The sequence below is a fragment of the Streptomyces sp. NPDC002276 genome, assembly GCF_053891435.1.
Genome location: NZ_JBSFCQ010000005.1, coordinates 157091 through 178734 on the forward strand (window position 1 = coordinate 157091; position 21644 = coordinate 178734).

The 21644-nt window shown below is 71.2% G+C and carries 19 protein-coding genes; 4 read left to right on the forward strand and 15 right to left on the reverse strand.

From position 1 onward, the window contains the following. Window positions 1-189: 189 nt before the first annotated feature. From ACWIHT_RS15325 to ACWIHT_RS15380, 12 genes are all read right to left on the reverse strand, one after another. Window positions 190-1524, reverse strand: coding sequence for a cytochrome P450 (locus tag ACWIHT_RS15325; RefSeq protein WP_456168275.1), 1335 nt, complete (start codon window positions 1522-1524; stop codon window positions 190-192). A 42-nt stretch (window positions 1525-1566) separates the two neighbouring features. Next, on the reverse strand, window positions 1567-2442 hold the full coding sequence (locus ACWIHT_RS15330) for a class I SAM-dependent methyltransferase (RefSeq protein ID WP_456168277.1): 876 nt from the start codon (window positions 2440-2442) through the stop codon (window positions 1567-1569). Window positions 2443-2447: 5 nt separating this feature from the next. Next, on the reverse strand, window positions 2448-3227 hold the full coding sequence (locus tag ACWIHT_RS15335) for an alpha/beta fold hydrolase (protein WP_456168279.1): 780 nt from the start codon (window positions 3225-3227) through the stop codon (window positions 2448-2450). Continuing rightward, window positions 3224-3883 (reverse strand): LysR substrate-binding domain-containing protein, encoded by a 660-nt coding sequence (locus ACWIHT_RS15340; RefSeq protein WP_456168281.1) that lies wholly within the window; start codon window positions 3881-3883, stop codon window positions 3224-3226. The genes ACWIHT_RS15335 and ACWIHT_RS15340 overlap by 4 nt, the downstream gene beginning before the upstream one ends. 2 nt (window positions 3884-3885) lie before the next feature. Next, window positions 3886-4635 carry a DUF6182 family protein gene (locus ACWIHT_RS15345; protein WP_456168283.1) on the reverse strand — a complete coding sequence of 250 codons (750 nt, stop codon included), beginning with the start codon at window positions 4633-4635 and terminating at the stop codon, window positions 3886-3888. Continuing rightward, on the reverse strand, window positions 4632-5756 hold the full coding sequence (locus ACWIHT_RS15350) for a hypothetical protein (RefSeq protein WP_456168285.1): 1125 nt from the start codon (window positions 5754-5756) through the stop codon (window positions 4632-4634). Before ACWIHT_RS15350 ends, ACWIHT_RS15345 begins: the two co-directional genes overlap by 4 nt. Next, window positions 5756-7201 carry an NAD(P)/FAD-dependent oxidoreductase gene (locus ACWIHT_RS15355; RefSeq protein ID WP_456168287.1) on the reverse strand — a complete coding sequence of 482 codons (1446 nt, stop codon included), beginning with the start codon at window positions 7199-7201 and terminating at the stop codon, window positions 5756-5758. Before ACWIHT_RS15355 ends, ACWIHT_RS15350 begins: the two co-directional genes overlap by 1 nt. Beyond that, window positions 7198-8055: a class I SAM-dependent methyltransferase gene (locus tag ACWIHT_RS15360; protein ID WP_456168289.1), complete on the reverse strand. Its 858-nt coding sequence runs from the start codon at window positions 8053-8055 to the stop codon at window positions 7198-7200. The genes ACWIHT_RS15355 and ACWIHT_RS15360 overlap by 4 nt, the downstream gene beginning before the upstream one ends. 26 nt (window positions 8056-8081) lie before the next feature. Continuing rightward, window positions 8082-9761 (reverse strand): GH3 auxin-responsive promoter family protein, encoded by a 1680-nt coding sequence (locus ACWIHT_RS15365; RefSeq protein WP_456168291.1) that lies wholly within the window; start codon window positions 9759-9761, stop codon window positions 8082-8084. Beyond that, window positions 9758-10387, reverse strand: coding sequence for a hypothetical protein (locus tag ACWIHT_RS15370; RefSeq protein WP_456168293.1), 630 nt, complete (start codon window positions 10385-10387; stop codon window positions 9758-9760). The genes ACWIHT_RS15365 and ACWIHT_RS15370 overlap by 4 nt, the downstream gene beginning before the upstream one ends. A gap of 227 nt (window positions 10388-10614) precedes the next feature. Next, a complete protein-coding gene (locus tag ACWIHT_RS15375) occupies window positions 10615-11232 on the reverse strand; it encodes a Rieske 2Fe-2S domain-containing protein (protein WP_456168295.1) in 618 nt (205 codons plus the stop codon). 43 nt (window positions 11233-11275) lie between these two features. Further along, window positions 11276-13015: a BTAD domain-containing putative transcriptional regulator gene (locus ACWIHT_RS15380; protein ID WP_456168297.1), complete on the reverse strand. Its 1740-nt coding sequence runs from the start codon at window positions 13013-13015 to the stop codon at window positions 11276-11278. Window positions 13016-14086: 1071 nt separating this feature from the next. On the opposite strand from ACWIHT_RS15380, the gene ACWIHT_RS15385 reads away from it, so the two are divergent. Next, entirely contained in the window at window positions 14087-14314 is a 228-nt protein-coding gene (locus ACWIHT_RS15385) for a hypothetical protein (RefSeq protein ID WP_456168299.1), read from the forward strand. 122 nt (window positions 14315-14436) lie between these two features. Here the strand turns inward: ACWIHT_RS15385 and ACWIHT_RS15390 are convergent, their stop codons facing one another. Then, window positions 14437-15150 (reverse strand): hypothetical protein, encoded by a 714-nt coding sequence (locus tag ACWIHT_RS15390; protein ID WP_456168301.1) that lies wholly within the window; start codon window positions 15148-15150, stop codon window positions 14437-14439. Window positions 15151-15299: 149 nt separating this feature from the next. Here ACWIHT_RS15390 and ACWIHT_RS15395 point away from each other — a divergent pair, with 149 nt between their 5' ends. The 3 genes from ACWIHT_RS15395 to ACWIHT_RS15405 all read left to right on the forward strand — a co-directional run bounded on the left by ACWIHT_RS15395 (window position 15300) and on the right by ACWIHT_RS15405 (window position 19287). Next, window positions 15300-17186 carry an N-6 DNA methylase gene (locus ACWIHT_RS15395; protein ID WP_456168303.1) on the forward strand — a complete coding sequence of 629 codons (1887 nt, stop codon included), beginning with the start codon at window positions 15300-15302 and terminating at the stop codon, window positions 17184-17186. A gap of 74 nt (window positions 17187-17260) precedes the next feature. Further along, on the forward strand, window positions 17261-17815 hold the full coding sequence (locus ACWIHT_RS15400; RefSeq protein ID WP_456168305.1) for a hypothetical protein: 555 nt from the start codon (window positions 17261-17263) through the stop codon (window positions 17813-17815). Beyond that, window positions 17812-19287: a protein kinase domain-containing protein gene (locus ACWIHT_RS15405; protein WP_456168307.1), complete on the forward strand. Its 1476-nt coding sequence runs from the start codon at window positions 17812-17814 to the stop codon at window positions 19285-19287. Before ACWIHT_RS15400 ends, ACWIHT_RS15405 begins: the two co-directional genes overlap by 4 nt. A gap of 220 nt (window positions 19288-19507) precedes the next feature. Here ACWIHT_RS15405 and ACWIHT_RS15410 read toward each other — a convergent pair whose 3' ends face one another. Then, window positions 19508-20662 carry a 3-deoxy-7-phosphoheptulonate synthase gene (locus tag ACWIHT_RS15410; protein WP_456168837.1) on the reverse strand — a complete coding sequence of 385 codons (1155 nt, stop codon included), beginning with the start codon at window positions 20660-20662 and terminating at the stop codon, window positions 19508-19510. A gap of 323 nt (window positions 20663-20985) precedes the next feature. Next, entirely contained in the window at window positions 20986-21642 is a 657-nt protein-coding gene (locus tag ACWIHT_RS15415) for a flavodoxin family protein (protein WP_456168309.1), read from the reverse strand. Window positions 21643-21644 lie beyond the last annotated feature (2 nt).

The window sequence follows — 21644 nt, forward strand, 5'->3', positions numbered from 1 at the left end:
CCTTGATCGGGCCCTCCGCCCAGACAAGCCGCGTTGTCGGCGATGACCCGATCACGATCCGTTTTGGCCGGTTCACACATGATCCTGAGTAGTTTTATTTACTTCTGGATCACTTTGAGCCGATCGGGAATTGGCCGGTTCGGATACTCCCGACGGTTTCCCGGTCTCGGCTCTCTCCACGTCACGTGGTCAGACGCGGGGGGTGGGGAGCAGCGGCAGGCTGCTGAGGTGGGGCAGGGAGCTGTTGACTTCGGTGATCCGCCCGGTGCCCGGCGCTATCCGGAGGTCCCAGCGGGCGGCGAGGGAGGCGAGGGCCACCGTCATGGTGGTCAGGGCGAGATGCTCTCCGACGCACCGGTGCGGTCCGGTACCGAAGGGGAAGTAGGCGCCACGCGGGCGGTCGGTCCCGTCGTCGGGTCCGGCCCGGTCCGGATCGAAGTCCCTCGGGGCCTCGTAGAGGTCCGCGGCCCGGTGCATGGCGCGCGGGCTGTAGCCGACCTCGGCGCCCTCGGGGATGACGACCCCGACCAGGGTCACGGCGCGTTTGGCGCGGCGGGTGAACAGCATCGGGGCATGCAGCCGAAGCGTCTCGTCGATGACCTTCCGGGTGAACACCAGGTCGGTGAGCCTGTCGTAGGTCGCCGGGCCGTCCCCCAGGACCCGGTCGGCCTCTTCCTGGAGACGCCGCTGCACGTCGGGTCGCACGACGGACTCGAAGACCGCCCAGCTCAGCGATGTGCTGGTGGTTTCGAGCGCGGCGAAGAGCAGGATGAGGAATTCGCTGCGGATCTCGATGTCGGTGAGGCGAGCGCCTGTCTCGGGATGCCGGGAGTCGAGGAGCGCGCTCAGGACGTCGTGGTGCCGCTCCGGGGCGGCACGACGCTCGCGGATCAGCTTGTCGACGGTGGCGTGGAACCGGTTCACGGCAGCGATGAAACGCCGGTTGCCGGGGGTGGGGATGGTGCCGAGGACCGCCGGCAGGATGGTCTGGGGGAGGAGCCGCCGGGAGATCGCGTACATGGTTTCACGTAAGTCGCGCACGGTGGCGTGGCTCAGCTCGGTGCTGAACAGACAGCGCAGGACCACCGCCGCGACCAGGTCGGAAATCTCCTGGTCGGCGGCCACCGTCCGACCGGCCTGCCAACTGCCGATGCGCGCCGCGCTCTCGTCGGTGATGACTTCGGTGTAGTTGCGGACGCTACGACGGCTGAAGGTGGGCTTCAGGGTACGTCGCTGGTGCCGGTGCAGTGGGCCGCTGGCCGCGATGAGCGGGTTGCCGAAGTTGCCGGCCAGCGCCTCGAAGAAGCGGCCGCGTTCGAAGGTGTCGGTGTCCACCTGGATGCGGTGGACCAGGGCCGGTTCGTTGGCCAGGAACAGGCTGGCCGGCCCGAACCCGACGCGGACCAGCGGGTCGGCGGTCCGTGTCGCTTCGAAGAACGACAGGGGTCTCCGCAGCAGGGCGGGACCGTGGCCGAGGAAGGGTACCCGTCCGGGGGCGGGTGGGCAGTACGCGGGAATGGGCATCGGCGAGCTCCTGAATCGATCGAGTGTGTCCGAGGCGGTGCCTCATCGGGCGGCGACGGACGAGTTGCCCTCGGCCGGTGGGACCAGGCCCACGGCCACGGTGTTGCCTTCGCTGATGTAACCGTCCTGGTGGCTCAGGGGGTTGTCCGCGCTGTCCGGGTCCAGGAAGGGCCGCCAGTCTCCCTGGAGCCCCATGTCGACGGCCTGCTGAGCGATGCGGGCGCAGGCCAGTGCGTAGAACCGCTGGGCAGCGGGCCGCAGCGGCGCGTGATGTTCGATCAGCATCGTCTTCTGCCGTACCGAGACCAGGCCGGCCCCGTCGAGCCGGCGGTGCAGATCGCGAGTGCGCAGCAGCTGGCGGGCGTAGCCGGGCGTGCGGGACGCGTGCCGGAAGAAGTCCGTGAACAAGAAGGGGTCTCCGGGACGCGCGGTGATCAGGGAGGCATCGAGATCCTTGATCGCCACAACCCCTCCCGGTCGAACCACGCGACTGAACTCCCGTAGGACCAGGTCGAGTTCATCGTCATCGAGGTACTGCGTGGTGTTCGCGCACCAGACCGCGTCAAAGGTGTCGTCCTCGTACGGCAGGTCGCGCAGGTCCCCCTGCCGGGCATCGAAGGAGCAACTGGGGCGGCTGCGGCGCATGCGCTCGGCGGCGAGCGACGCGTTCTCCTCGGCGAGGTCGATGGCCGTCACATGGCCGCGGGAGCCGACCAGGTCGGCCAGCCAGGGCAGGAAGGCGCCGCTGCCGCAACCGGCGTCCAGCACGCGCCATCCGGCTCGGATGTCGGCCAGCTCCAGTGCCGTCCGGTACGGGACCTCGCAGGCCTCGAAGTGGGCTTCGACGATCTCCTCATGAGTGAAACCCAGTCCGGTCGATGCGGCGTACCCCCAAGAGGCATGGTCTTTCGTCGGCATGCGCGTCACCCCTTCCGGTCCGCTGTCGCGGCCTCGTCGAGCAGTGCGGTGAGCAGGTCCGTGACCTGGTCCGGTGCCTCCAGAGGCTGGAGATGCCCGACACCCGGTACGGTGACGAGCCGCCCCCTCGGCAGAGCGTCGGCCGTGCTCCTCGCCTCGTCCAGGGCGACGAGTTCGTCCTCCTCGCCGGTGACGACCACGGCGGGCACGTCGGTGTTCCGCAGCACGGGGAACGAGTCGGGACGCGCCGCGATGGCACGCTGCGCCCAGGCCGTCGCCTCGGGCGAGGCAGCCTTCGTCATCGTCATGACCCGGTCCACCAGGTCGGGGCGCCGAGCCCTGGTGGTGGCGCCGAGGAGCAGCGGTGTAGTGCGAGCCACCACGTGATCGCGGGTGGCGTCGTCGAGCATCAGATCGGCGAACTTCAGGCGTTCGGCGGCTGCTTGGGGGTGGTCGGCGCCGGCTCGGGCGGCGAACAGCGCGAGGGCACGGACGCGGTGGGGCCAGCGCCGCAGGAAGGCCATCGCCGCGTAGCCGCCCATGGAGCATCCGACGAGCGTCACCTGGTCGATGCCGCGCTCGTCGAGGAGTTCGGCGAGGTCGGCCGCCACGGTGTCGAGGGAGGGCTCGGCGGTTCCCAGCGGCGCGGTGCCGAATCCGCGCTGGTCGGGGGTGATGACCGTGTGCCCGCGGGCTCGCAGCGCCGCCGCCTGTTCCTGCCACATGGCGGAGCTGAGCGGCAGGGCGTGCAGCAGGACGACGGGCGCGTCCTGGCTCCCCGTCATCGCCCGGCCCGCTCGTCGACCGCGCTCCGCTCCGCATCGGCGACGAGGGTGGCTGCCCGTGGGGACAGCGCCACCTTACGCAGCCAGGCGAGCGTCACGGGTGCGGGCGGCAGGTCGTGGACCGGAACGGCCTTGATGTGGGGCGGCAGGAACGACTCCAGTGACTGGAACGACAGATGGACGGCGTTCGTGCGGGCGAGTATCTCGGTCATCGCCTCCACCGTCGTCATGGGGTGGACGCGGCGGATCGGAGTTCCGCCGGGGGTGAGCGGCGGCACCACCTTGTCCCAGACATACGGAGGAAAGTCCCCCGGGCAGCGGAAGGCGTCGTATTCCGCTGCCTCCTCGACCGACACGGTCTTTCGCTCGGCGAGCGGGTGGTCGGCGGAGACGAGCAGAGCGCGGCCGTCGAAGCTCACGGGCCGGCTGACAGCGATGTCAGGTTCCCGCAGTCCGTATTTGACGATCATGATCTCCAGGGAACGGTCCCGCAGCGGGCCGAACGGGTCGGCGACGTCGTACGGGACGAACTCGACCTCCTGCGGTCCATGGCCCGCGGCGGTGATGATGCGGGTGGCCAGGTGCGGCGAGCCGTGGATGCCGAAACGCAGAGGTCGCGTGGCGTCGGGTGTCGGGGTGGTACTTGGGGCGGGCATGTTCAGATCTCCTCGGTCAGTCCGGCGTAGGCCCGGAGCTCGTCGGGCCGGTGGGTGTCGGTGTCGACGCGCAGGGCGGCGAACCGCATGGCAAGGCCGGCCAGGCGCGGCACGGAACGCAGGGTCAGCCGGTCGCCGGGCTGGATCAGCCCGTCCAGCACGGCTTCGGCGAGCAGGTGGTTGACCTGGATGAGTGCGTCGGAGACAGTCACCCCCGCGGTGGCGATGTACAGGTCGCGGTGGACCGGACGGCAACGGGCGGACCGTTCACCGACAGGCACGGGTATCGCCACGGTGGTCGGGGCCCGGGCGGGCAACTCCCGTGTGCCGTCGAACGACTTGAGCAACCGGCGCAGCGCGGTCGTGGCCTCGTCCGGAGCGGGTCCGATCCAGGCCGTCGACCCGTCGTCGGCGATGTGGTCGAAGGTGAATCTCTCCTTGAGGTTGTTCGGCCGGCCCGCGAGGAAGAGGGTGCGGGTGAACGAGCGTTGCCACGGTCCGGTCCGGTCCGGCGGCACCGACAGGGCGAAGCGGCAGGTCTCCCGCACCCAGTCCGGAAGGGAGAAGCGGCCGACCACCATGACAACGGCGGTACCGTCGTGCGGCCCGTCCGCCTCCCCGCCCGCGAGGGTGGCCTTGGCCCTGCGAAGCGCCTCGGAGGTGGACAGGTCGAGGTGCGCGGCCAACTCGGGCCGCGTCGCCCGCAGTCGGTCGGCGGCCACGGTGAGCAGGAGATCAGGGCTGAGCGTCATAGGAACACCGCGCTGAGCAGGGCTCGGCCGGGAGCACGGTCTCCCCGGCCGAGCAGAGACGAGGTGAGCCGGTACGGGTCGATGTGGGTGTGGCCGCGCCGATGCCTGTCCAACAGCCCGAACAGGGCACTCCGGTCGCCCTTCGGCGCTTCTTCCGCCGAACTCAGCAGCTTCTCGGCGCGCCTCAGGCTCTTGCGGAGCAGATCGAACCGGAAGGACTCCTGCTGGCCGGGCCCGAGTCCGGCGATGAAGTACAGACGCATACCGAGCCGTAGCGCCGCGGGCTCGTGGTCGTCGCCGACGGAGCGCAGGAACGCGCTCACCGTGTGGTCGTGCCAGCCGCCCTGCCGAGCGGAGGTGATCTTCCCGTCGATCGGCACCCTGCCTATGGGGACCCGGTGCACGATGGTTCCCTTGTGGGTCAGAACCCGTTCCAGGAGCTGATAGTCGGGGTCCAGCTCACGGTCGTAGAGCAGCACGACCTCGTCGTACTCGGGTGCGAGCGGCAGGAGTTCGCGCAACGCGCACGCGAGGTAGTTGGGGCGCCCGTCGGCGGCGACTATCTGCCGCAGGGGCAGGCCGAATCGGGTGGCGTCGAGATAGACCGGGCCGCCCAGGTCCCGCTGGTCCAGACCCAGCTCCTCCGCGACCAGTTCGTCGACCATCTCGCGCAGGCCGAGCCTGGGCGGCTGGTGTGCCAGCAGTCCGGGATCGTGCAGGCCGAGCCGTTCGTAGTGGCCGGCCCACAGGCGCAGGACGCGGGCCCCCGCCGGGTGGACGTAGTCGGTGTGTTCGACGGCCTCGGCGTACGGGGCCATCCTGACCGAGGGCGCCGCCCCCTCGGCCCGGTAGCGCACGTACAGCTCACCGATCTCCTCCTCCGAGAGGCAGGAGTAGTCGGTGTCACCCCGGGTCCGGTCGAGGAACTCCCAGAAGCCCAGGGTCTGTTCGGTCGGGTGGTACGTCGTGTGGCTGTAGCGGTAGGTCACATCGGCCACTTGAGCCGTGGCACGGTACATCACGTCCGCCCAGAGCAGGCCTTTGAGATGGCTCGGAGTCAACGGCTTGGACGGTGTGACGGTGATCGGAGCCAGCAGTACTTTCCGGCGGGTGGCGCCCATCAGCCCTCCCTCCCGGCTGTGACGGCCGCCAGCAGTTCCTGCCGGGTCGGCGGCCGGGGGCCGGGCGGGACACCGTCGGCGGGGACGGCACGCACCCTGTCCCGGAACGCGGCACTGTCGAAGATCTTCGCGGGGGTGTCGAGGCCCATCAGGACGCGCAGGAGGCCGCGCCAGACCGTGGAGTCGACTCCGGCGGCCCGGGCCACGTCCGCCATGGAGGGGCGGCCCGGAACCGCGGGCGGCACCGGAGACGGTGCGACTCCCTCGGCGCGGGCCCGCCACAGCCCGCCGTACACCCGGCTGTCGTGGACGGCCTGCTCGTACCACGGGCGATGGATCTCCTCGGCCAGCCGGACGGCGTTCTCGCTCTGGTGCTCGTCCGCCGTCGGACGAGCGGCGAGGAGATCGGCCAGCTGGAAGGCGTGCTGGAGGGAGAGGGACATGCCGCGGCCGAAGAGCGGGTCGGTGACACAGGCGGCATCACCGACGGAGAACAGCCCGGCGATCCGGCGCTGCCCGCCGCGGGCCGTGGACCTCAGGACATTGGGCGGCATGGTGATGGCGCGTACGTCCGCCAGTGGCGTCGCGGTCCCCTCCTCGATCCATGCCGCCACGTAGGGGGACATCCGGGCAGCGGCGGTGAAGGCGGCGGGTTCGCGCAGAATCGTGGTGGCCGGGTCGGAGGTCAGGGCTCCTACGGCGATGGCGAAGGTGCCGTTGTCGGCAGGGTGCACGACCGCCGCGTAGTGGTCCCAGATGCCTCCCGCCGCGTTGCCCCGGTTGAGCGGCCCCGGCCAGTCGGCTCCCGGCGAATCCAGTCGGTAGAACCGGGTGAAACAGCGCAGTTGCGTGGTGCCGACCAGGTCTTCGCCGATCGGGATCCCTGATTCCCTGAGCCAGGTCAGGGCCGCCGCTTTCCAGCCAGTGGCATCCACCACGAACCGCGCGGGCACCTGTTCGCCCCGATCCGTCACCACACCGGCGACACGGGACCGGGCCGGGTCCAGGATCAGCCCCCGCACCGCGGTTCCGTGGTCGATGGTCACCCCGGGAAGGGCACGCACGGCACGGTGGAGCAGCAGTTCGAGGAAGGGGCGTCGGACGGCCAGAGCGACCAACTCGTGGTCGTCCGCCTCCTGTTCACATGTGTCCTTGGGTGCCGCCCTGGTGAGGTCGAGGAGCCGTGCTCCTTCCTCCTGGGCGGTCTCCAGCAGGTGCGGGGCCCGTTGGCGCAGCACACGCACGCCGAGCGACGTGAGGATGTGCGAGTGGTCGCTCTGCGGGACGGTGGGGCGCTGCCAGAGTTCGGCCGCTTTGCCGGCCGGGCCTTCGGGCGGCGGGGCCGAGCGCTCCAGGATCCGTACCGGAAAGCCTCGTTCGGCGAGTGCCAGAGCCGTGGCGAGACCGGCGATGCTCCCGCCCACGACGACAGCGGGCCCGGTCATCGGCGTGTTCCATGGACGAAGAAGACCCGGCGGACGTTCTTGACGTGACGCGGCGGGACCGGGTCCGGCCAGCGGCCGAAGTCCGCGCCGGGCTCGCCGGGTTGCGTGGCCTCGACGCTGAACCCATAGCGGTCGAAAAGGTCCTCGGGCTCATCGGTGCCGAAGAGCCACGGGCAGCCCCAGTTGGCGAAGAGGTCGAGCAGTCCCCGCATGTGCGGCAGGTTCAGCGCGGCGGCGTTGACCACATCGGCCGCTATCCGGCTGCCGGGCGCCGTGATGGCGGCGACCCGCTCCAGCATGCGGTGGGTGTCCGGTTCGGGGATGTAATAGAGGAGCCCTTCGAGCAGCCATGTGGACGGCAGCGTCGGGTCGTATCCGGCGTCGAACAACTGGCTCTCCCAGTTGTCGGCGGTGAGGTCCACGGCCACCGACCGGTGGGCCACACGCGGGGCGACTCCCTGGAGCCGCTCGCTCTTGAAGTCCAGGACGGCGGGCCGGTCGACCTCGAAATAGCGAATGTGGTCGGGCCATGACATCCGGTAGGCCCGGGAGTCCATGCCCGAAGGGGCCAGCACGATCTGGCTCATCCGCCGGTCCCGCGCCGCGCCCATGAGGAAGTCGTCGAAGAACCGGGTGCGGATCGCGTTGTAGTCGGGAGTGCTCGGCAGGGACCGGGGCCGGTCGGGCGGAAAGGTCGCCGCGTACACCTCGGCGAACAGTTGCGGGCCGGCCTCTCCGGCGAGCCTGGCCGCGTAGGGGTCCTCGTACAGGCGGTCCGCACGCAGGGTTTCGGCGGCGCGCAGGGCGGCGGTGAGCAACGCGGTCCGCTCCACCGGGTTCAGAAGGTCGGTCATCGGAGTTCCTCGCTTCTCGGTACGGGTCAGGCCGGTGTCGTGCCGGTCAGGCGCTGCCACAGGAGGTCGTCCTGCCTGAAGAGCCGGTCCTTGACCTGAGTCGGGCGGATTCCGCTGCCTACCGCGGCGTGCCAGTCCCGGTGGAAGGCGGTGGGGTCGAGGAGCCGGAGTACGGGGGCGTGGAGCCGACGGTCCGTACGGGCTCGCCGGTAGTCGGCGGACTCCCGCTGGAGAGCGGCGTCCAGCAGAACTGCGAAGCGGCTGGACTCGGCGTCCTGCCAGGAGGTGTGCGGGGCCACCGCGAAGACGTAGTGCGGGGCCCCCGTTTGGCGTTCGACCCGGCAGGCGACGTTGGAGACACCGAGGCCGGTGGCGTCGAGGGCGGTTCGCAGGGCCCGGACGACCTGGGACTCGCGCAGCCGCTCACCGACCGCGTCGGAACGATTGGCCCGGCCCGCGTACGCCACCCGCGGCACTCCGTCGAACAGGTCCTCGACCCGGACGACATCGCCGACGGCGTACCGGTAGAGCCCGCCGACATGGCTGAAGATCACGTGGTACTCGCGCCCGACCTCCAGTTCGTGCGGCAGCAGGGTCTGGGTGTCGGGCGTGAGATCGGCGTCGGCGTCCACGAACTCGTACACGGCCGCCGACACGACGAGACTTCCGGCGGAGCCGTGCCGGTCCAGGGGCACCCCGACGGGCCCCTCGGACGCCGCGACCGGCGCCGGCAGGGCCGCGACACCGGCACCGAACCGCTCACGCAGCGCGGGCAGGTAGAGGGACGCCACACCCGTCGTCCAACCGAACAACGCACGGATCCGGGGCCACACATGGGCCGGTTCCACGACACCGAAGTAGTCGGCGAGCCCTTCCAGTTCGGCCGCCCGGTGCGGATCGGGGCTGCCGTACGGAACGCCCCCCAGGGTGCCGTCCCGCACGTCCCGGACGATCCGGTCCCACCACAGATTGAGCTGATACGGGACGGCCGCGATCATGGCCGGGTTGATCCCGATCAGGCAGCGCACATCGCTCTGCACCGCCAGCCGCAGTCTCAAGTACATCTTCTCCAGATGGTCGCCGGGCGCGATGTCCACCGGGAGCGTGGCCCAGGGGGCCGCGGTGCCGAGTTCGGCCGAGAGCGGCTCACCGAACTTCTCACCGAAGTCGACCTGGCTGGCGCCGACATGAGGCTGCCCGCCGGCCGTCGTGGGCGGCGCGGAGAGCGGGTCGTGCTTGAGGTTGAGAACCGCGTCGGGCCGCTGTCCGACGTCGGGAAAGTTCTCGATCAGGGGCGCCCAGGCCGCGTAGTAGAAGGGGAAGAAGGTGGTGCTCATGAACCGCGGGGTGACGGGGATCTTCTTGTGGTCGCCGGTACTGCCGCTGCTGGTGAAGTACACGACCGGCCGGTCGGCGGTCAGCAGGTTCGGCTCACCCGCCGCCGTGCGCTCGATCAACGGCGCGTGGGCGGCGTAATCCTGAATGGGAACGGCTTTGCGCAAGTCGTCGATGTCATGTATTCGGTCGAAGCCGTACCGTTTGCCGAACTCGGTTCCTGAGTTGAAGTCGACGAGGTCGGCGAGAACACGCTGCTGCTGTCCTCGCATCTCGGTGAGCGCCCCACCGAGCCGAGCGCGTTCGGCGAACACCCGCTGCCGGTAGAGGTCCAGATGCCCGGGGTCTGCCCAGCCCATACGTGCGGTCACGAAGTGAGCACCTCCATCACCGCGTCGGCCGCGCGGGCCACACTGGGCTGTTCCTCGATGATCGTCACTGGCAATTCCCTTACCTCTTCCAACATCAGTTTGCGAAGGTTCTCCTGGTAATCCTCAAAACCCGGCCGTTCGGGGAACTCACCGAAGTACTCCAGGGCGTTGAGCCGCGCTCCATTGCCCGAACGCCGCCACGCGGACCTGGGCGAGACGTCCATGTACACCACGGCGCACGGCTGCGGGAACGAGCGCCACCAGGCGTACATGGGGTTCTCCTCGACCCCGGCCAGCCGGCACTTCGCGAGGATCTTGTAGTAGTAGGAGTCCACCAGCACGGGAACGTCGTCGTCCTGACGCTGGATCTCGTCCTTCAGATGGATCACGGCCGTCTGGAGGAGACCGGCCATGAAATCCGCGGAGTACGCCGTTCCGAGATTCGGCAGGATTTCCCCGACCACGTCGTGCCGTAGCCGAGTGACAAGCCCGTGCTCAGGCCCGACGAATGCGTCGTCCGTGGAAAGCGTCCGCCATGTCGGCAGCCGGTGCGCAATCTCCGCCATCACCGAGGACTTGCCGGCACCGTCCGGGCCGAGCAGGACATGGAACGGCCTGTCATTCATCGAAGCCTCCTCCTCTGGGCACGTTCCGGTGAATTCGACGATCCGGGCCGACGAAGTCGTATGTGGTCGGCGCCGAGGAATGGGCCGTCTCGCGGCCGATGCGGGAACTGGTTCCGACGATGAGGCTGGTGAACCTGGGCATAGGTGTCCCTTGAGCTTTCATGGAGAGATGGGGTGCGCCGTGCACGAATCGAGGGTCGACGCGGACGGGCCCGGTCGGCCGCTGGTCAGGTCCGGTCGGCCGGTGCCTCCAGGGGGTAGAACTGCCCCACCCGGCCGCGGTACGGGCCGATTGCGCCCTCCTCGGAGGTGAGCGCGGGGTCGGGCAGGCACCGCTTCCGGTTCAGGTTCCGGTTCCCGTTCCGGATCCGGGCGTCCTGGACCATGTGGTGGATCACGGTCCGCATGAGCGCCTGTCCCGCCACGGCGGACAGCGACGGGGCGGCGGGCTTCCGGGGCAGGGGGGAGTCCGGGCGCGAGGTGGCGTCCGGGCGCGAGCCGGCGTCCGACATGACGGTCACACGTGTTTGCGTCCGCCACGGTCCGGCCGGGGGCGCGTTGACCACCGCCGCCAGCTCGATGCTCCAGGTGGCGGCGGGCGCGATCCGGTCGGCGGGCAGCAGCGCCGCCCGGGGCGGGGTGCCGCCCGGTGCCCTGACGCAGGACCCCTCGACGTCGAAGGCGAACCGGTGGAACGGGCGCACCAGGTGCTCGCGGTGGGGGCAGTGGGCGTGCACGACCCGCAGGACGCCGCCCCTGGTGCGGTGGAGGGCGACGTCGCTCCCCATGAAGCGCCGGTCCACCACCGCGCGGGCCCGGAGCCCGGCCAGCGATCGCCTGTTCAAGTCTTCCTCCTCGTTCCTCTGCTCACGGCCTCCACCCGGGTGGTCAGTCCTTTTCCTCCTGCGCCTTCTCGGCCGCGTAGGCGCCCACCAGGTCGTCGAAGCGGAACCGCCTGGGGGCGTACTCCCGGATCAGGTGCGCGTGGGCGAGTCCGGTGAGGGCCTGCATCGCCGCCGGGGCCGGCACCTCGGCCAGTCGGCCCGCCTCGGCGGCGGTGATCTCGCGCACCCGGTGCGCGCCGAGGACGCGGAACATGCCTGCCTCGGAGCAGGTCAGGCGCCGGTAGGACCACGAGAAGGCGGCCCGGATGTCGCCCGAGGCCCGGTCGCCGCGCAGCACGTTCAGCCGGTTCCGCTCGCTGCGCAGTTCGTCGGCCAGGTGGCGCAGCGGGACCATGGGCCTGCCGATCGCCCGCGTGGCCGCGATCACCAGCGCCAGGGGCAGCCGCGCGCACGCCTCGGTCACCTCGGCGAGGGTGGCGCTGTCCACGGCGAGGTCGCCGGCGGCCAGTCGGCTCGCGAGGAGGGCCGTCGCCTCGGCCCGGGAGGGCAGGTCCAGGGTGGTCAGCCGGGCGCCGTGCGAGGTCACCAGGCCGGTGAGTTTGCGGCGGCTGGTGATGATGACCATGCACTGCGGGCCCGCCGGGATCAGCGGCTGCACCTGCGCGCTGTCGTACGCGTTGTCGATCAGGATGAGCATGCGTCGCTGCGCGAGGGTGGTCCGGTACAGGTTGGCGTAGGCGGCCGGGCTCATCGTGTCCGGCGCCGGCAGCCGGATCAGCGGGGCGAGGACGGACCGGACCGCCTGCTGGATGCCGACCGGGTCGGTCGCCGGGCCGAAGGCGCCCAGGTCGATGTACAGCTGCCCGTCGGGGAAGCGGTCCGCGATCCGGTGGGCGAGGTGGAGGGCGAAGGCCGTCTTGCCGATCCCCGGGGGGCCGCACAGCACGGAGACCACCGGGGAGGAGCCGACCGGCGACATCCCGTCCGCCACCTCGGTGAGCATCCTGAGCTCGGCCTCACGCCCGATGAAGTTCCGTGGCTCGGCCGGGAGTTGGTGGGGGACAGCGACCAGCGGCCGGGGTAACTCGGGGCGCTGCGGGCGCGGTTCGCGCACGGTGTCGGCGTGGATCCGCTGGGGCGGGACGGGCAGGGTCAGGGCCTCCAGCGGGTCGTCCGCCAGGACCAGCTGCTGAAGGTGTTGCAGTGCGCCCCCGGGGTCGATGCCGTAGTCCTCGACGAGGAGCCGGCGCGCCCGGGTGAAGGTGTCCAGCGCCTCCGCCCGCCTGCCGCACCGGTACAGGGCGAGGATGAGCTGCTCCCACCGGCGCTCCCGCAGCGGCTGCGCGGTGGTGAGCGACATCAGGAACGGCAGCAGTTCGTGGTGCTGACCGAGGGCCAGCCGGGCGTCCACCAGCGACTCCTGGACGGCGTCACGGTGTTCGAGCAGTTCCGAGATGAGCGGCTGCATGATCGGCGTGGCCGGGATGTCGGCCAGCGGCGGGTCGCCCCAGGTGTCCAGGGCGCGCTGGAACAGCCGGGCCGCGGCGTCGACGTCGCCCAGCAGCTGGGCCGTCCGCGCCTGCTGGGCCAGGCCCCGGAAGCGGTGCAGGTCCAGCACGTCGCCCTCGTGCAGGGCGAGGCCGTAGCCGTCGCGGCCGGTCTGTAGCCGGCCCTTGATCGGCGTCGCCTTGCGCAGGCCGTAGAGGTTGCTCCGGAGCGCGCCGCCCGGATCGCTGGGCAGGTCGGCTCCCCACAACGCGTCGGCGAGATATTCCTTGCTCACCCGGCGTTCGCTATTCAGTAAGAGGATGCCCAGCGTGCTCCGCTGGCGGGGTCTCATAATTGCCAGGGGGTCGCCGCTCGTAGAACGCACGGTCGCCGACCCAAGGATTGCGAACTGCACTTACGCCCCCGTTCGAGTAGCAGTTCTCGACAACCGGAACCCGTGAAGCAGCTAGGTTCCGGACGCACGATGATATTGAATCATTATTTCGATGGTGGCCGTCAAGACCCATCTGTGGTTCCGCCATGAGTGGCCGCGTGATGTTTGGAGTTCCGTTTGCGATCTTTGGTCGGCAATCGTCACCGGGGGGTTTGGCGCCCTGAAAGTGGGGACTACCAGCGGCGTCACGCTTCAATCACGCTGGAGTCACGCCCCCGTCGCAATCATGCCGATAGTCTGAGCTATCGCGAAGGGCGCCTCATTTGTATCGCCTCAGTAAAATACTCGATCATTCGCTATCGGCCCGTTTTTCAAATGGGCCGGAATGCCACTTGACGCACCTGGGAGGATCGCAAGCCCAACTCGCTTGCGGGCAAGAGGACCACCGCGGATCCCGGTGAGGATATTCCGGTGGCGCCCGACGGCCTCCCCGTCGTGGGTCACGCTGTGTAGGCCCCGCGCGACCGGCGGGGATTCCTGCGCTCACCGCCCGCGCACGGCGACGCTACGACTATCGGCGTCGGCCCGTTCAAGGTGGTGACGGTCCGCGACCAGCCCGCGTTCACCGCAACCGGCTCTCCGGCTGCGCCCGGGTGATGACCGAGGGCACGAGCCTGATGACCGGCGGGTGGCGCCACGGTCAGGACTGCCGAGGACACGGCGGAGCCTGTCGCGGTGATCGGGGTGTCCAGCGGGGAGGGCGAGGAACTCGTCGCGTCGGTACCCGGTGACCGGTTCAGCACCGACGATCAGCTCGAATTCGTGGTCGGCGGCGGGGCGCGGCCGGGGAAGGCCTGTGCCGACGAGGTTCCCGAGCCCCCGTCAGCCCGGCGGGAGGGCACCTTCGCGCGTGCCGGCCGGCGGCCCCGCGGAAGCGGTCGCGTACGGCCCCGGTCGCGCCATCATGAGGGCATGCGACTGTACGGCGAACGCGTGACGGCACCCCGGATGCTCCTGCTCGACCACATCGCGTTCGATCCGGGGTGCCACGTGTTCGAGCTGGCGGAGCCGCTGTTCCTCGATCAGGGCGACCAGGTGTGGCGGGAGTCGGACTCCGTGGTGGTGGCGCGGGTCGGCGGGACGGTCGAGCGCCCGGCCGGCGGTCTTGTGACCTGGAACCGTCGGTGGCGGCTGGTCTGAGTCAGTGCGGGGGCGGACGTCGGAGTTCAAGAGGAAGGCCGCCGGCCCGGGAGGGATCCCGGGCCGGCGGCCTTGTGCGTGGCGCGGCGTCGACTGCCGCCCGGCGCCGGGAGGGACTGGGCTCAGGAGGTCGGCGGGAGGGCCTTGCCGAGGGTCTTGGCGAAGGTGACGGCGGCGCTGCCCGAGGTGCTCTGCGAGCTGTCGTACGTGGCGGCGAGGTACGAGCCCGTGCGGGTGGCGACCATCGTGGTGCCGCCGGTGAAGGAGGGGGAGGTGAGGGTGGCCCGGAGGGCCTCGTCGCCCAGGCCGGGAAGCGGCTTGACGGTGATCGTGACCGGGTACTTCTGGCCGTCCTGGGCGACGGTGAAGCTGTGGCAGGCGGTCAGGGCCTTGGTGAGGGCGGACATGGCGGCCTTGGCGTCGTCGCCCCGGTAGGCGTCGAGTTCCTGGGCGATCATGTCCTGCGAGGCGTCCACGTAGTCGTTCTGCGCGAACGAGGCGGCGCTGACCCCGGAGGCGGTGACCCAGGCGGAGGTGTTCAGCAGGTCGCAGGCGTGCGGGGAGGGGACGGCGGACGGGGCCTCGGTCGGGTTGTAGTCGTCGCCGGTGTTCCGGGAGCCGTCGGGGTCGGCCTTGAAGCCGGTCGGGAACGCGGTGCCGGGCAGCAGCAGCGAGTTGAGCTTGGTGCCGGTCGGCAGGGCGGGTGCGGAGGGCGTCGCGGAACCAGGGGTGGAGGCCGGTGCGGCGGCCGGGGTGCCGGAGGAGCAGGCGGTGAGACCGAGGAGCGCGGCGGCGCCGCAGGCGAGCAGGGCGGTCCGGCGGAGCGTCTGGGGCATGACGGTGCGTGCGCCTTTCGAGACGGGATGACGGGTGATCGGCGCGATAATCAGACCATGACGTGTGAACTGCGTCAACACGCGATCGTGGCGTGAGGTGGGTTGTAGGATCGCGCGGAGAGTCGTTCCAGCGTGGAGAGGTCCGCCCAGTGACCGAGCAGGAGAGCAGGACGGAGGTCACGGCCGCCGGGATCGCGCGGCTGGCCGGGGTCGGCCGGGCCGCGGTGAGCAACTGGCGGCGGCGGCACGCCGACTTCCCCAAGCCGGTGGGTGGCACCGACACCAGTCCGGCCTTCGACCTGGCCGAGGTCGAGCAGTGGCTGCGCGGGCAGGGCAAACTGGGCCAGGTACCGCTCAGCGAGCGGGTCTGGCAGCAGGTGGAGGGCGACCGGGAGGGTGCGGCCGCCGCCCTGCTGGCGGTCGGCACCGCGCTGCTCGGGCGCGGCGACACCGACCCCGAACGGCGGGAACTCGTCATCGGCGCAAGGGAGTTGGCGAAGGAGCTGGGCGACCGTCAGGCCTTCGAGTTCCTGATGGGGCGCCACCTGGAGGCCGGTCCGCGCCAGTACACACTCACCCCGGCCCCGCTCGCCGAGCTGATGGCCGAACTCGCCGGCCCGGCCGAGCTGGTGCTGGACCCGGCCTGCGGATTCGGTGCGCTGCTGGGCGCGGCCGGGCCCGCCGCGACGGTGGCCGGCCAGGAGCTGGACCCGGATCTCGCGGCGCTGACCGCGGTGCGGCTGGCACTGCGCGCCGACGGCCCGGTGGACGTCCGGGCGGGCGACAGCCTGCGCGCCGACGCGCACCCGGAGCTGCGCGCCGACGCCGTGCTCTGCCACCCGCCGTTCAACGAACGGTCCTGGGGGAACGAGGAGTTGGCCTACGACACCCGGTGGGAGTACGGCCTGCCGCCGCGCACCGAGTCCGAACTGGCCTGGGTGCAGCACGCCCTGGCACACCTGAAGGAGAACGGCTGCGCCGTACTGCTGATGCCGCCCGCCGCCGCCTCACGCCGCTCCGGCCGGCGGATCCGCGCGGACCTGCTGCGGCGCGGCGCGCTGCGGGCGGTGGTCGCCCTGCCGGCCGGCAGCGCCCCGCCGTACGGCATCCCGCTGCACCTCTGGGTGCTGCGCCGACCGGTGGCCGACGCGCCGCAGCCGCAGCGGCTGCTGGTGGTGGACGTCGCAGACCGCGAGCGGATCGGCCGGCAGGAGCTGCGCGGCACGGTGCTGGCGGACTGGCGGGCCTTCGACCGGGACGGCGAGCATCCCGACCGGCCCGGCGTCAGCAGCACCGTCGCGCTGGTGGACCTGCTGGACGACGACGTGGACGTCACCCCGGCCCGTCACCTGCCCTCGCGCGCGGCCGCCGACGGGGCCGTCCTGGCCGAGGTCCGCGAGGAGCTGACCGGCGCGCTGCGCCGCACCGTGGAGCTGGCCCCGCTGACCGGGGCGCCGGGCGGAGCGGCGCACTGGCCGATGACCAGCGTGGGCGAACTGGCCCGGGCGGGCGCGCTGTTGATGCGCACGGGCGGGAGCGGAGCGGGCCCGGCGGGCGGCCCGCCGGTGCTGACCGAGCACGATCTGGCGGCCGGTACCGCACCCTCCGGGCAGCTTCCCGAGGGCGCGGAGGAGGAGCCGGTGCTGCTGCGGGCGGGGGACGTGGTACTCCCGGTGCTCGGCCGCGGCACCGTGACCCGGGTGGTCGACGAGGCCACCGCCGGCGCGGCGCTGGGCCGCAACGTGTACCTGCTGCGTCCGGACCCGGACACCCTGGACCCGTGGTTCCTGGCCGGTTTCCTGCGCGGCAGCGCCAACAGCCGGCAGGCCAGCAGCTTCACCACCACCGCGACCCGGATCGACGTGCGCCGGTTGCAGGTGCCCCGGCTGCCGCTGGCCGAGCAGCACCGGTACGGCGAGCGGTTCCGCGCGGTGGCCGCCTTCGAGGAGGCGTCGCGGCTCGCGGCCCGGCTGGGCGACCAACTGGTGCGGGGGCTCTACGACGGCCTGACCGACGGGACGGTCCGGCCGCACTGAATCCGGGCCCCGCCGGACCATTTGAGGACCCGTCGGTAGGCTGACCCGCGGATCCCGTCGACAGGAGCTGGCCCATGTACCCGACCGCGCCGTCGAAGCGGCCCGGCGTCCGCGTGTGGCGGGTGCTGCTGCGGATCGTGCTGGTGCTGGTGCCGCTGCTGAGCCTGGGCATGCTGGCCTGGGTGGCGCTGCTCTGGCTCGCGGTCGAGCGCCGTCGGTTGCGGAACTGGCTGGCGTTCGTCGCCGCCGGGGCGACGGGCGTGGGCGGACTCGCGCTGGCCGGGCCGGACGACGGCCCCCACACCACGGCGGGGATCGTGCTGCTGCTCGGAACGGCGCTGGCGGTGCCGGCCTACTACCTGGCGGTCGAGCTGGGACCGCGCCCGGCGACGGCCCCGCCGCCGTCGTACCCACCCGCACCCACCGATGCCCGGGTACGCGCCCGCACCGGTCGTGCGGCACCCCTCCCGGTCCAGTACCCGCCGGTCCAGGCTCCGCCGCGGGCCGAGCAACCGCCCGCCGTGCCGCCCGGGTTCCAGCCCGCCCCGGGCCAGCCCGACCGGATCGGTGAGGTGCGGGCGGGCCTGGACGAGCTGAGCGCCTACCTGGAGCGGGAGGACCGCCGGTGACCGGCCGACTGCTGGCCGGCCGCTACGAGTTGGCCACCCTGGTCGGACGCGGCGGGATGGGCCAGGTGTGGACGGCGCAGGACCGGAACCTGGACCGCCAGGTGGCCGTCAAGCTGCTGCGCCCGGACCGGGTGAACGGGGCCGCGGAGTTCCAGGAGGTCCGGCGCCGGTTCGTCCGCGAGTGCCGGGTCACCGCCCGGGTCGACCACCCGGGCCTGGTGACCGTGCACGACGCGGGGAGCGACGGCGAGGACCTCTACCTGGTCATGCAGTACGTCCAGGGCGCCGACCTGGCCGACCACCTGGCCGAGCACGACCCCTATCCGTGGCCGTGGGCGGTCGCGGTGGCCGCGCAGCTCTGCCCGGTGCTGGCCGCCGTGCACGCGCTGCCCGCGGTGCACCGGGACCTGAAGCCGCGCAACATCATGGTCCGCGGGGACGGCACCCTGGTGGTCCTCGACCTCGGGGTGGCCACCGTGCTGGACGCGGACACCACCCGGCTCACCCTGACCGGCTCGCCGATCGGCAGCCCCGCCTACATGGCGCCCGAGCAGGCGGTGGGCGGCGAGGTCGGGCCGGGCGCCGACCTGTACGCGCTCGGCGTGATCCTGCACGAACTGCTCAGCGGCAACGTGCCGTTCCCGGCCACCACGCCGCTCGGGATGCTGCACCGCCACGTGTACGAGCCGCCCCTGCCGCTGCGCCGACTGCGTCCCGAGGTGCCCGAGCCGCTGGAGGAACTGGTGCTGCGGCTGCTCGCCAAGGACCCCGGGGACCGTCCGGCCGACGCGGCCGAGGTGCACCGGGCGCTGGCGCCGCTGCTGCCCGCGCCGGACGGGCGGCACGACGACGGGCCGGGGGCGCCGATGGACCCCACCCGCCCGTTCCGCCGCCCGTACGCGCCCTGGCACCCGCAGCGGCGGTCCCGTCCGGCGGCGCCCCAGGCCCCGGGGGACCGGGCGGAGGTCGCCGCGGCCGTCCGGGAGGCCAGGGAGCTGCTGGACCAGGGGCGGATCACCCAGGCGGTCCCGGTGCTGGGGCACGGCCTTGCGGTGGCCGCCGAACTGCACGGCCCCGGCTCGCCCGTGGTGCAGATGCTGCGCAAGCAGTACGCGGCCACCCTGCTGGCGGACCGTCAGTTCGACGCCGCACTCGGCCAGTTGCGGCTGCTGACCGAGCAGGCCGCGCCCGACGAGCCCCAACTGGCGCGCTGGCAGGGCGAGATGGGACTCTGCCTGGAGGAACTCGGCGACCGGGCGGGCGCCCTGGCCGAGTACCAGTACCTGCTGGCCCGACTCGCCGACCGGGAGCCGGAGTTCGCCCTGGAGGTGCGCGGCCGGATGGCCCGGATACTGCACGACGCGGGGGACGGAGCGGGTGCGTCGGCGATGCGGGCGCGGGTGCTGGCGGACAGCGAGCGGCTCTACGGCCCGCACTCCTCGGTGACGGCGCGGGTCCCGCAGGCCGACTGAGCCGACCGGTCGGGCAGCGGGTACCGGGCGGCGCGGGCCCGACCCGGCACCGGTGCTACGGGCGGCTCCGGGTGGGCCGAGAGGTTGGCCAGGCGGCCCAGATGAAAGACAGCCTGGCCAACCTGACCGCCCGCGAACTCGCCGCCGCGGTGAAGAACCGCCTCAAGCGCGAAAGGTGTCCGGCGGCCGGTCGTCGTGCTGTGGACGGTGGGCGCCTCGCTCAACGACGCCAGGCCGACACGACTGCCACGGCCTGGTCGATGTTGAGGCGCGGGTCGCAGAGCGTGGTGTAGCACAGCGGGTCGAGGAGGTCGTCGAGACGTGACTCGTCCGCCACACATTCACCGACGTTCTCCGGTGTGGCTTCCAGGTGCAGCCCTCCTGCGACCACCTGCTCCGCGGCGGCCACCTCCTGGAAGAGCTCCATTTCGCGCTTGATGCTGGTCAGCAGGCGGGTCTTGCGGCCCAAGGGGCCGCGCTGAGTGTTGCCGTGCATCGGATCGCACAGCCAGATGACCGGATGCCCCGCTTCACGGACAGCGGCCATCAACGGTGGCAGCCACTCCGCGACCCGATCCGCGCCCATCCGGGAGATGAGCGTCAGTCGGCCGGGCGCACGAGTCGGGTCCAGGACCGAACAGAGTTGAGTCAGCTCGGCGGGTGTCGTCGTCGGACCGACCTTGCAGGCCACCGGATTCTGGACACGGGCCAGCAGCTGCACATGCGCACCGTCCAGCTGGCGGGTGCGGTCCCCGATCCATGGCCAGTGTGTCGAGGACAGCAGCAGGCCTCGCTGGCCACGACGCAGCAACGGCAGCTCGTAGTCCAGCACGAGGGCCTCGTGACTCGTCCACACGGGTGCCGCGGTCGGCAGACCCCAGGTGCCGCCGAGGCGGCGCAGGAATTCCGTTCCGGCGTGAGCGGCCCGGTAGCCGGTGAGCAGGCGCGCCGGATCCGGCTGGCGCAGCTGCGGATCGGGCTTCGGGTCGTTGACCAAGTGGCCGCGGAACGCCGGTAGTTCAAGCTCTCCGTGCCGCTCCAGGTCGGAGGAGCGGGGCTTGGCGAACTGACCCGCGATCCGACCCACCCGCACCACGGGCAGGCCGGTTTGGGCCTGCATCGCCCCGGCCAGCGCGTCGAGCATGCCGACCTTGCGGCTGAGCACCTCGGGAACGCAGTCCGCGGGGTCCTCGGCGCAGTCGCCCGCCTGGAGGATCTGCAGTCCGCCGGCCGCGACCTCGGCGAGGAGCAGCCGCAGATGGCGTACCTCGTCCCAGGTCACCAGGCCGGGGAGGTCACTGAGCGAGTTGCTGAGCCGCTCAGCCAGAGAGTCGTCTTTCCACCGCGGTTGCTGCTGGGCCGGCAGAGTGCGAATCCATTGCCCTTCGCGCTCCGGATCCGAAGTTAAATCGTCTTCAAATAACGGTGTGAGGGTGAAAGGCGTGGTCACGGATTTGATCCCCCGTTTGGAAGCTCGTCGCCCAAATTTGCAGACATTCCGCCGATGGCCAACCGGCAGCTAGCCTGTTGTGGAAGGCCAAAGGCGAACAACTACTCGGGTGAGTAGGAGGTCGCGCACCAGATCGATGAAAATGGTCTTACCGCCCTGACTGAGCACCGATTCAGGGTGGAACTACCGGACGTCACGGTGTCGTGCTAACAGGCGGGCAACGGATGCCCCTGGCACGCGGAATCTGCTCACGCTCCAGGAAAGGACGGGACCGCGTCACCGCACCGCGGTCGAGGCGGTGACTGAACCAACGGCAGTGCCGCGCGGTTGTGGGCCGACGACCGGCTGACGTCGAGGGTCATGCCGAGCTGGCGGCCCAAGGCCACACACAGGTCGGGGGCCGCGGTGCGGGTCAGGTCCTGATGCTCGTTCTGGCTGACGCACACCGAAGCCACGTTCTTGTTCCGTAGCCGCAGGTACCACGGGAACAACGATGCCAGTGCGGGCTCGGTCAGCATCGTACGCGAATGCACGATCGTCGCCACTTTCATGTTGCCGAAGGGGCGGTGCGTGGCATTCATATAGCTCTTCAGGCGTTCCTGGAATATCTTCAACACCGAGGGTACGTTCCCGGCGTACACCGGCATGGCGAGCAGCATCGCCTCCGCACCCTCGGCCAGGTCGACGACGCGCTCGAAGTCGTCGTCGATCGTGCACCGGCCCACCTCGGGGTCAAGGCACGTGTCCTCGCCCTCGCACATCGCGATGCGATAGTCGATCAACCGGATCGGCTGGATCACCGCGTCGCCGACCTCCTGGACGACGCCGGCAATCGCCGCCTCAAGCAACGCGTCTGTCAGCGACGGGAGACGCCTCTGCGTGCAAGACAACGCAACGATCTTCATCT

Excerpts from the sequence above, each read along its gene's own strand:
- ACWIHT_RS15415 (WP_456168309.1), bottom strand. The coding sequence starts at position 21,642 with ATGAAGATCGTTGCGTTGTCTTGCACGCAGAGGCGTCTCCCGTCGCTG.
- ACWIHT_RS15400 (WP_456168305.1), top strand. The coding sequence starts at position 17,261 with ATGTACCCGACCGCGCCGTCGAAGCGGCCCGGCGTCCGCGTGTGGCGG.
- ACWIHT_RS15355 (WP_456168287.1), bottom strand. The coding sequence starts at position 7,201 with ATGACCGGGCCCGCTGTCGTCGTGGGCGGGAGCATCGCCGGTCTCGCC.
- ACWIHT_RS15360 (WP_456168289.1), bottom strand. The coding sequence starts at position 8,055 with ATGACCGACCTTCTGAACCCGGTGGAGCGGACCGCGTTGCTCACCGCC.
- ACWIHT_RS15335 (WP_456168279.1), bottom strand. The coding sequence starts at position 3,227 with ATGACGGGGAGCCAGGACGCGCCCGTCGTCCTGCTGCACGCCCTGCCG.
- ACWIHT_RS15390 (WP_456168301.1), bottom strand. The coding sequence starts at position 15,150 with ATGCCCCAGACGCTCCGCCGGACCGCCCTGCTCGCCTGCGGCGCCGCC.
- ACWIHT_RS15350 (WP_456168285.1), bottom strand. The coding sequence starts at position 5,756 with ATGGGCGCCACCCGCCGGAAAGTACTGCTGGCTCCGATCACCGTCACA.
- ACWIHT_RS15345 (WP_456168283.1), bottom strand. The coding sequence starts at position 4,635 with ATGACGCTCAGCCCTGATCTCCTGCTCACCGTGGCCGCCGACCGACTG.
- ACWIHT_RS15385 (WP_456168299.1), top strand. The coding sequence starts at position 14,087 with ATGCGACTGTACGGCGAACGCGTGACGGCACCCCGGATGCTCCTGCTC.
- ACWIHT_RS15330 (WP_456168277.1), bottom strand. The coding sequence starts at position 2,442 with ATGCCGACGAAAGACCATGCCTCTTGGGGGTACGCCGCATCGACCGGA.
- ACWIHT_RS15340 (WP_456168281.1), bottom strand. The coding sequence starts at position 3,883 with ATGCCCGCCCCAAGTACCACCCCGACACCCGACGCCACGCGACCTCTG.
- ACWIHT_RS15325 (WP_456168275.1), bottom strand. The coding sequence starts at position 1,524 with ATGCCCATTCCCGCGTACTGCCCACCCGCCCCCGGACGGGTACCCTTC.
- ACWIHT_RS15370 (WP_456168293.1), bottom strand. The coding sequence starts at position 10,387 with ATGAATGACAGGCCGTTCCATGTCCTGCTCGGCCCGGACGGTGCCGGC.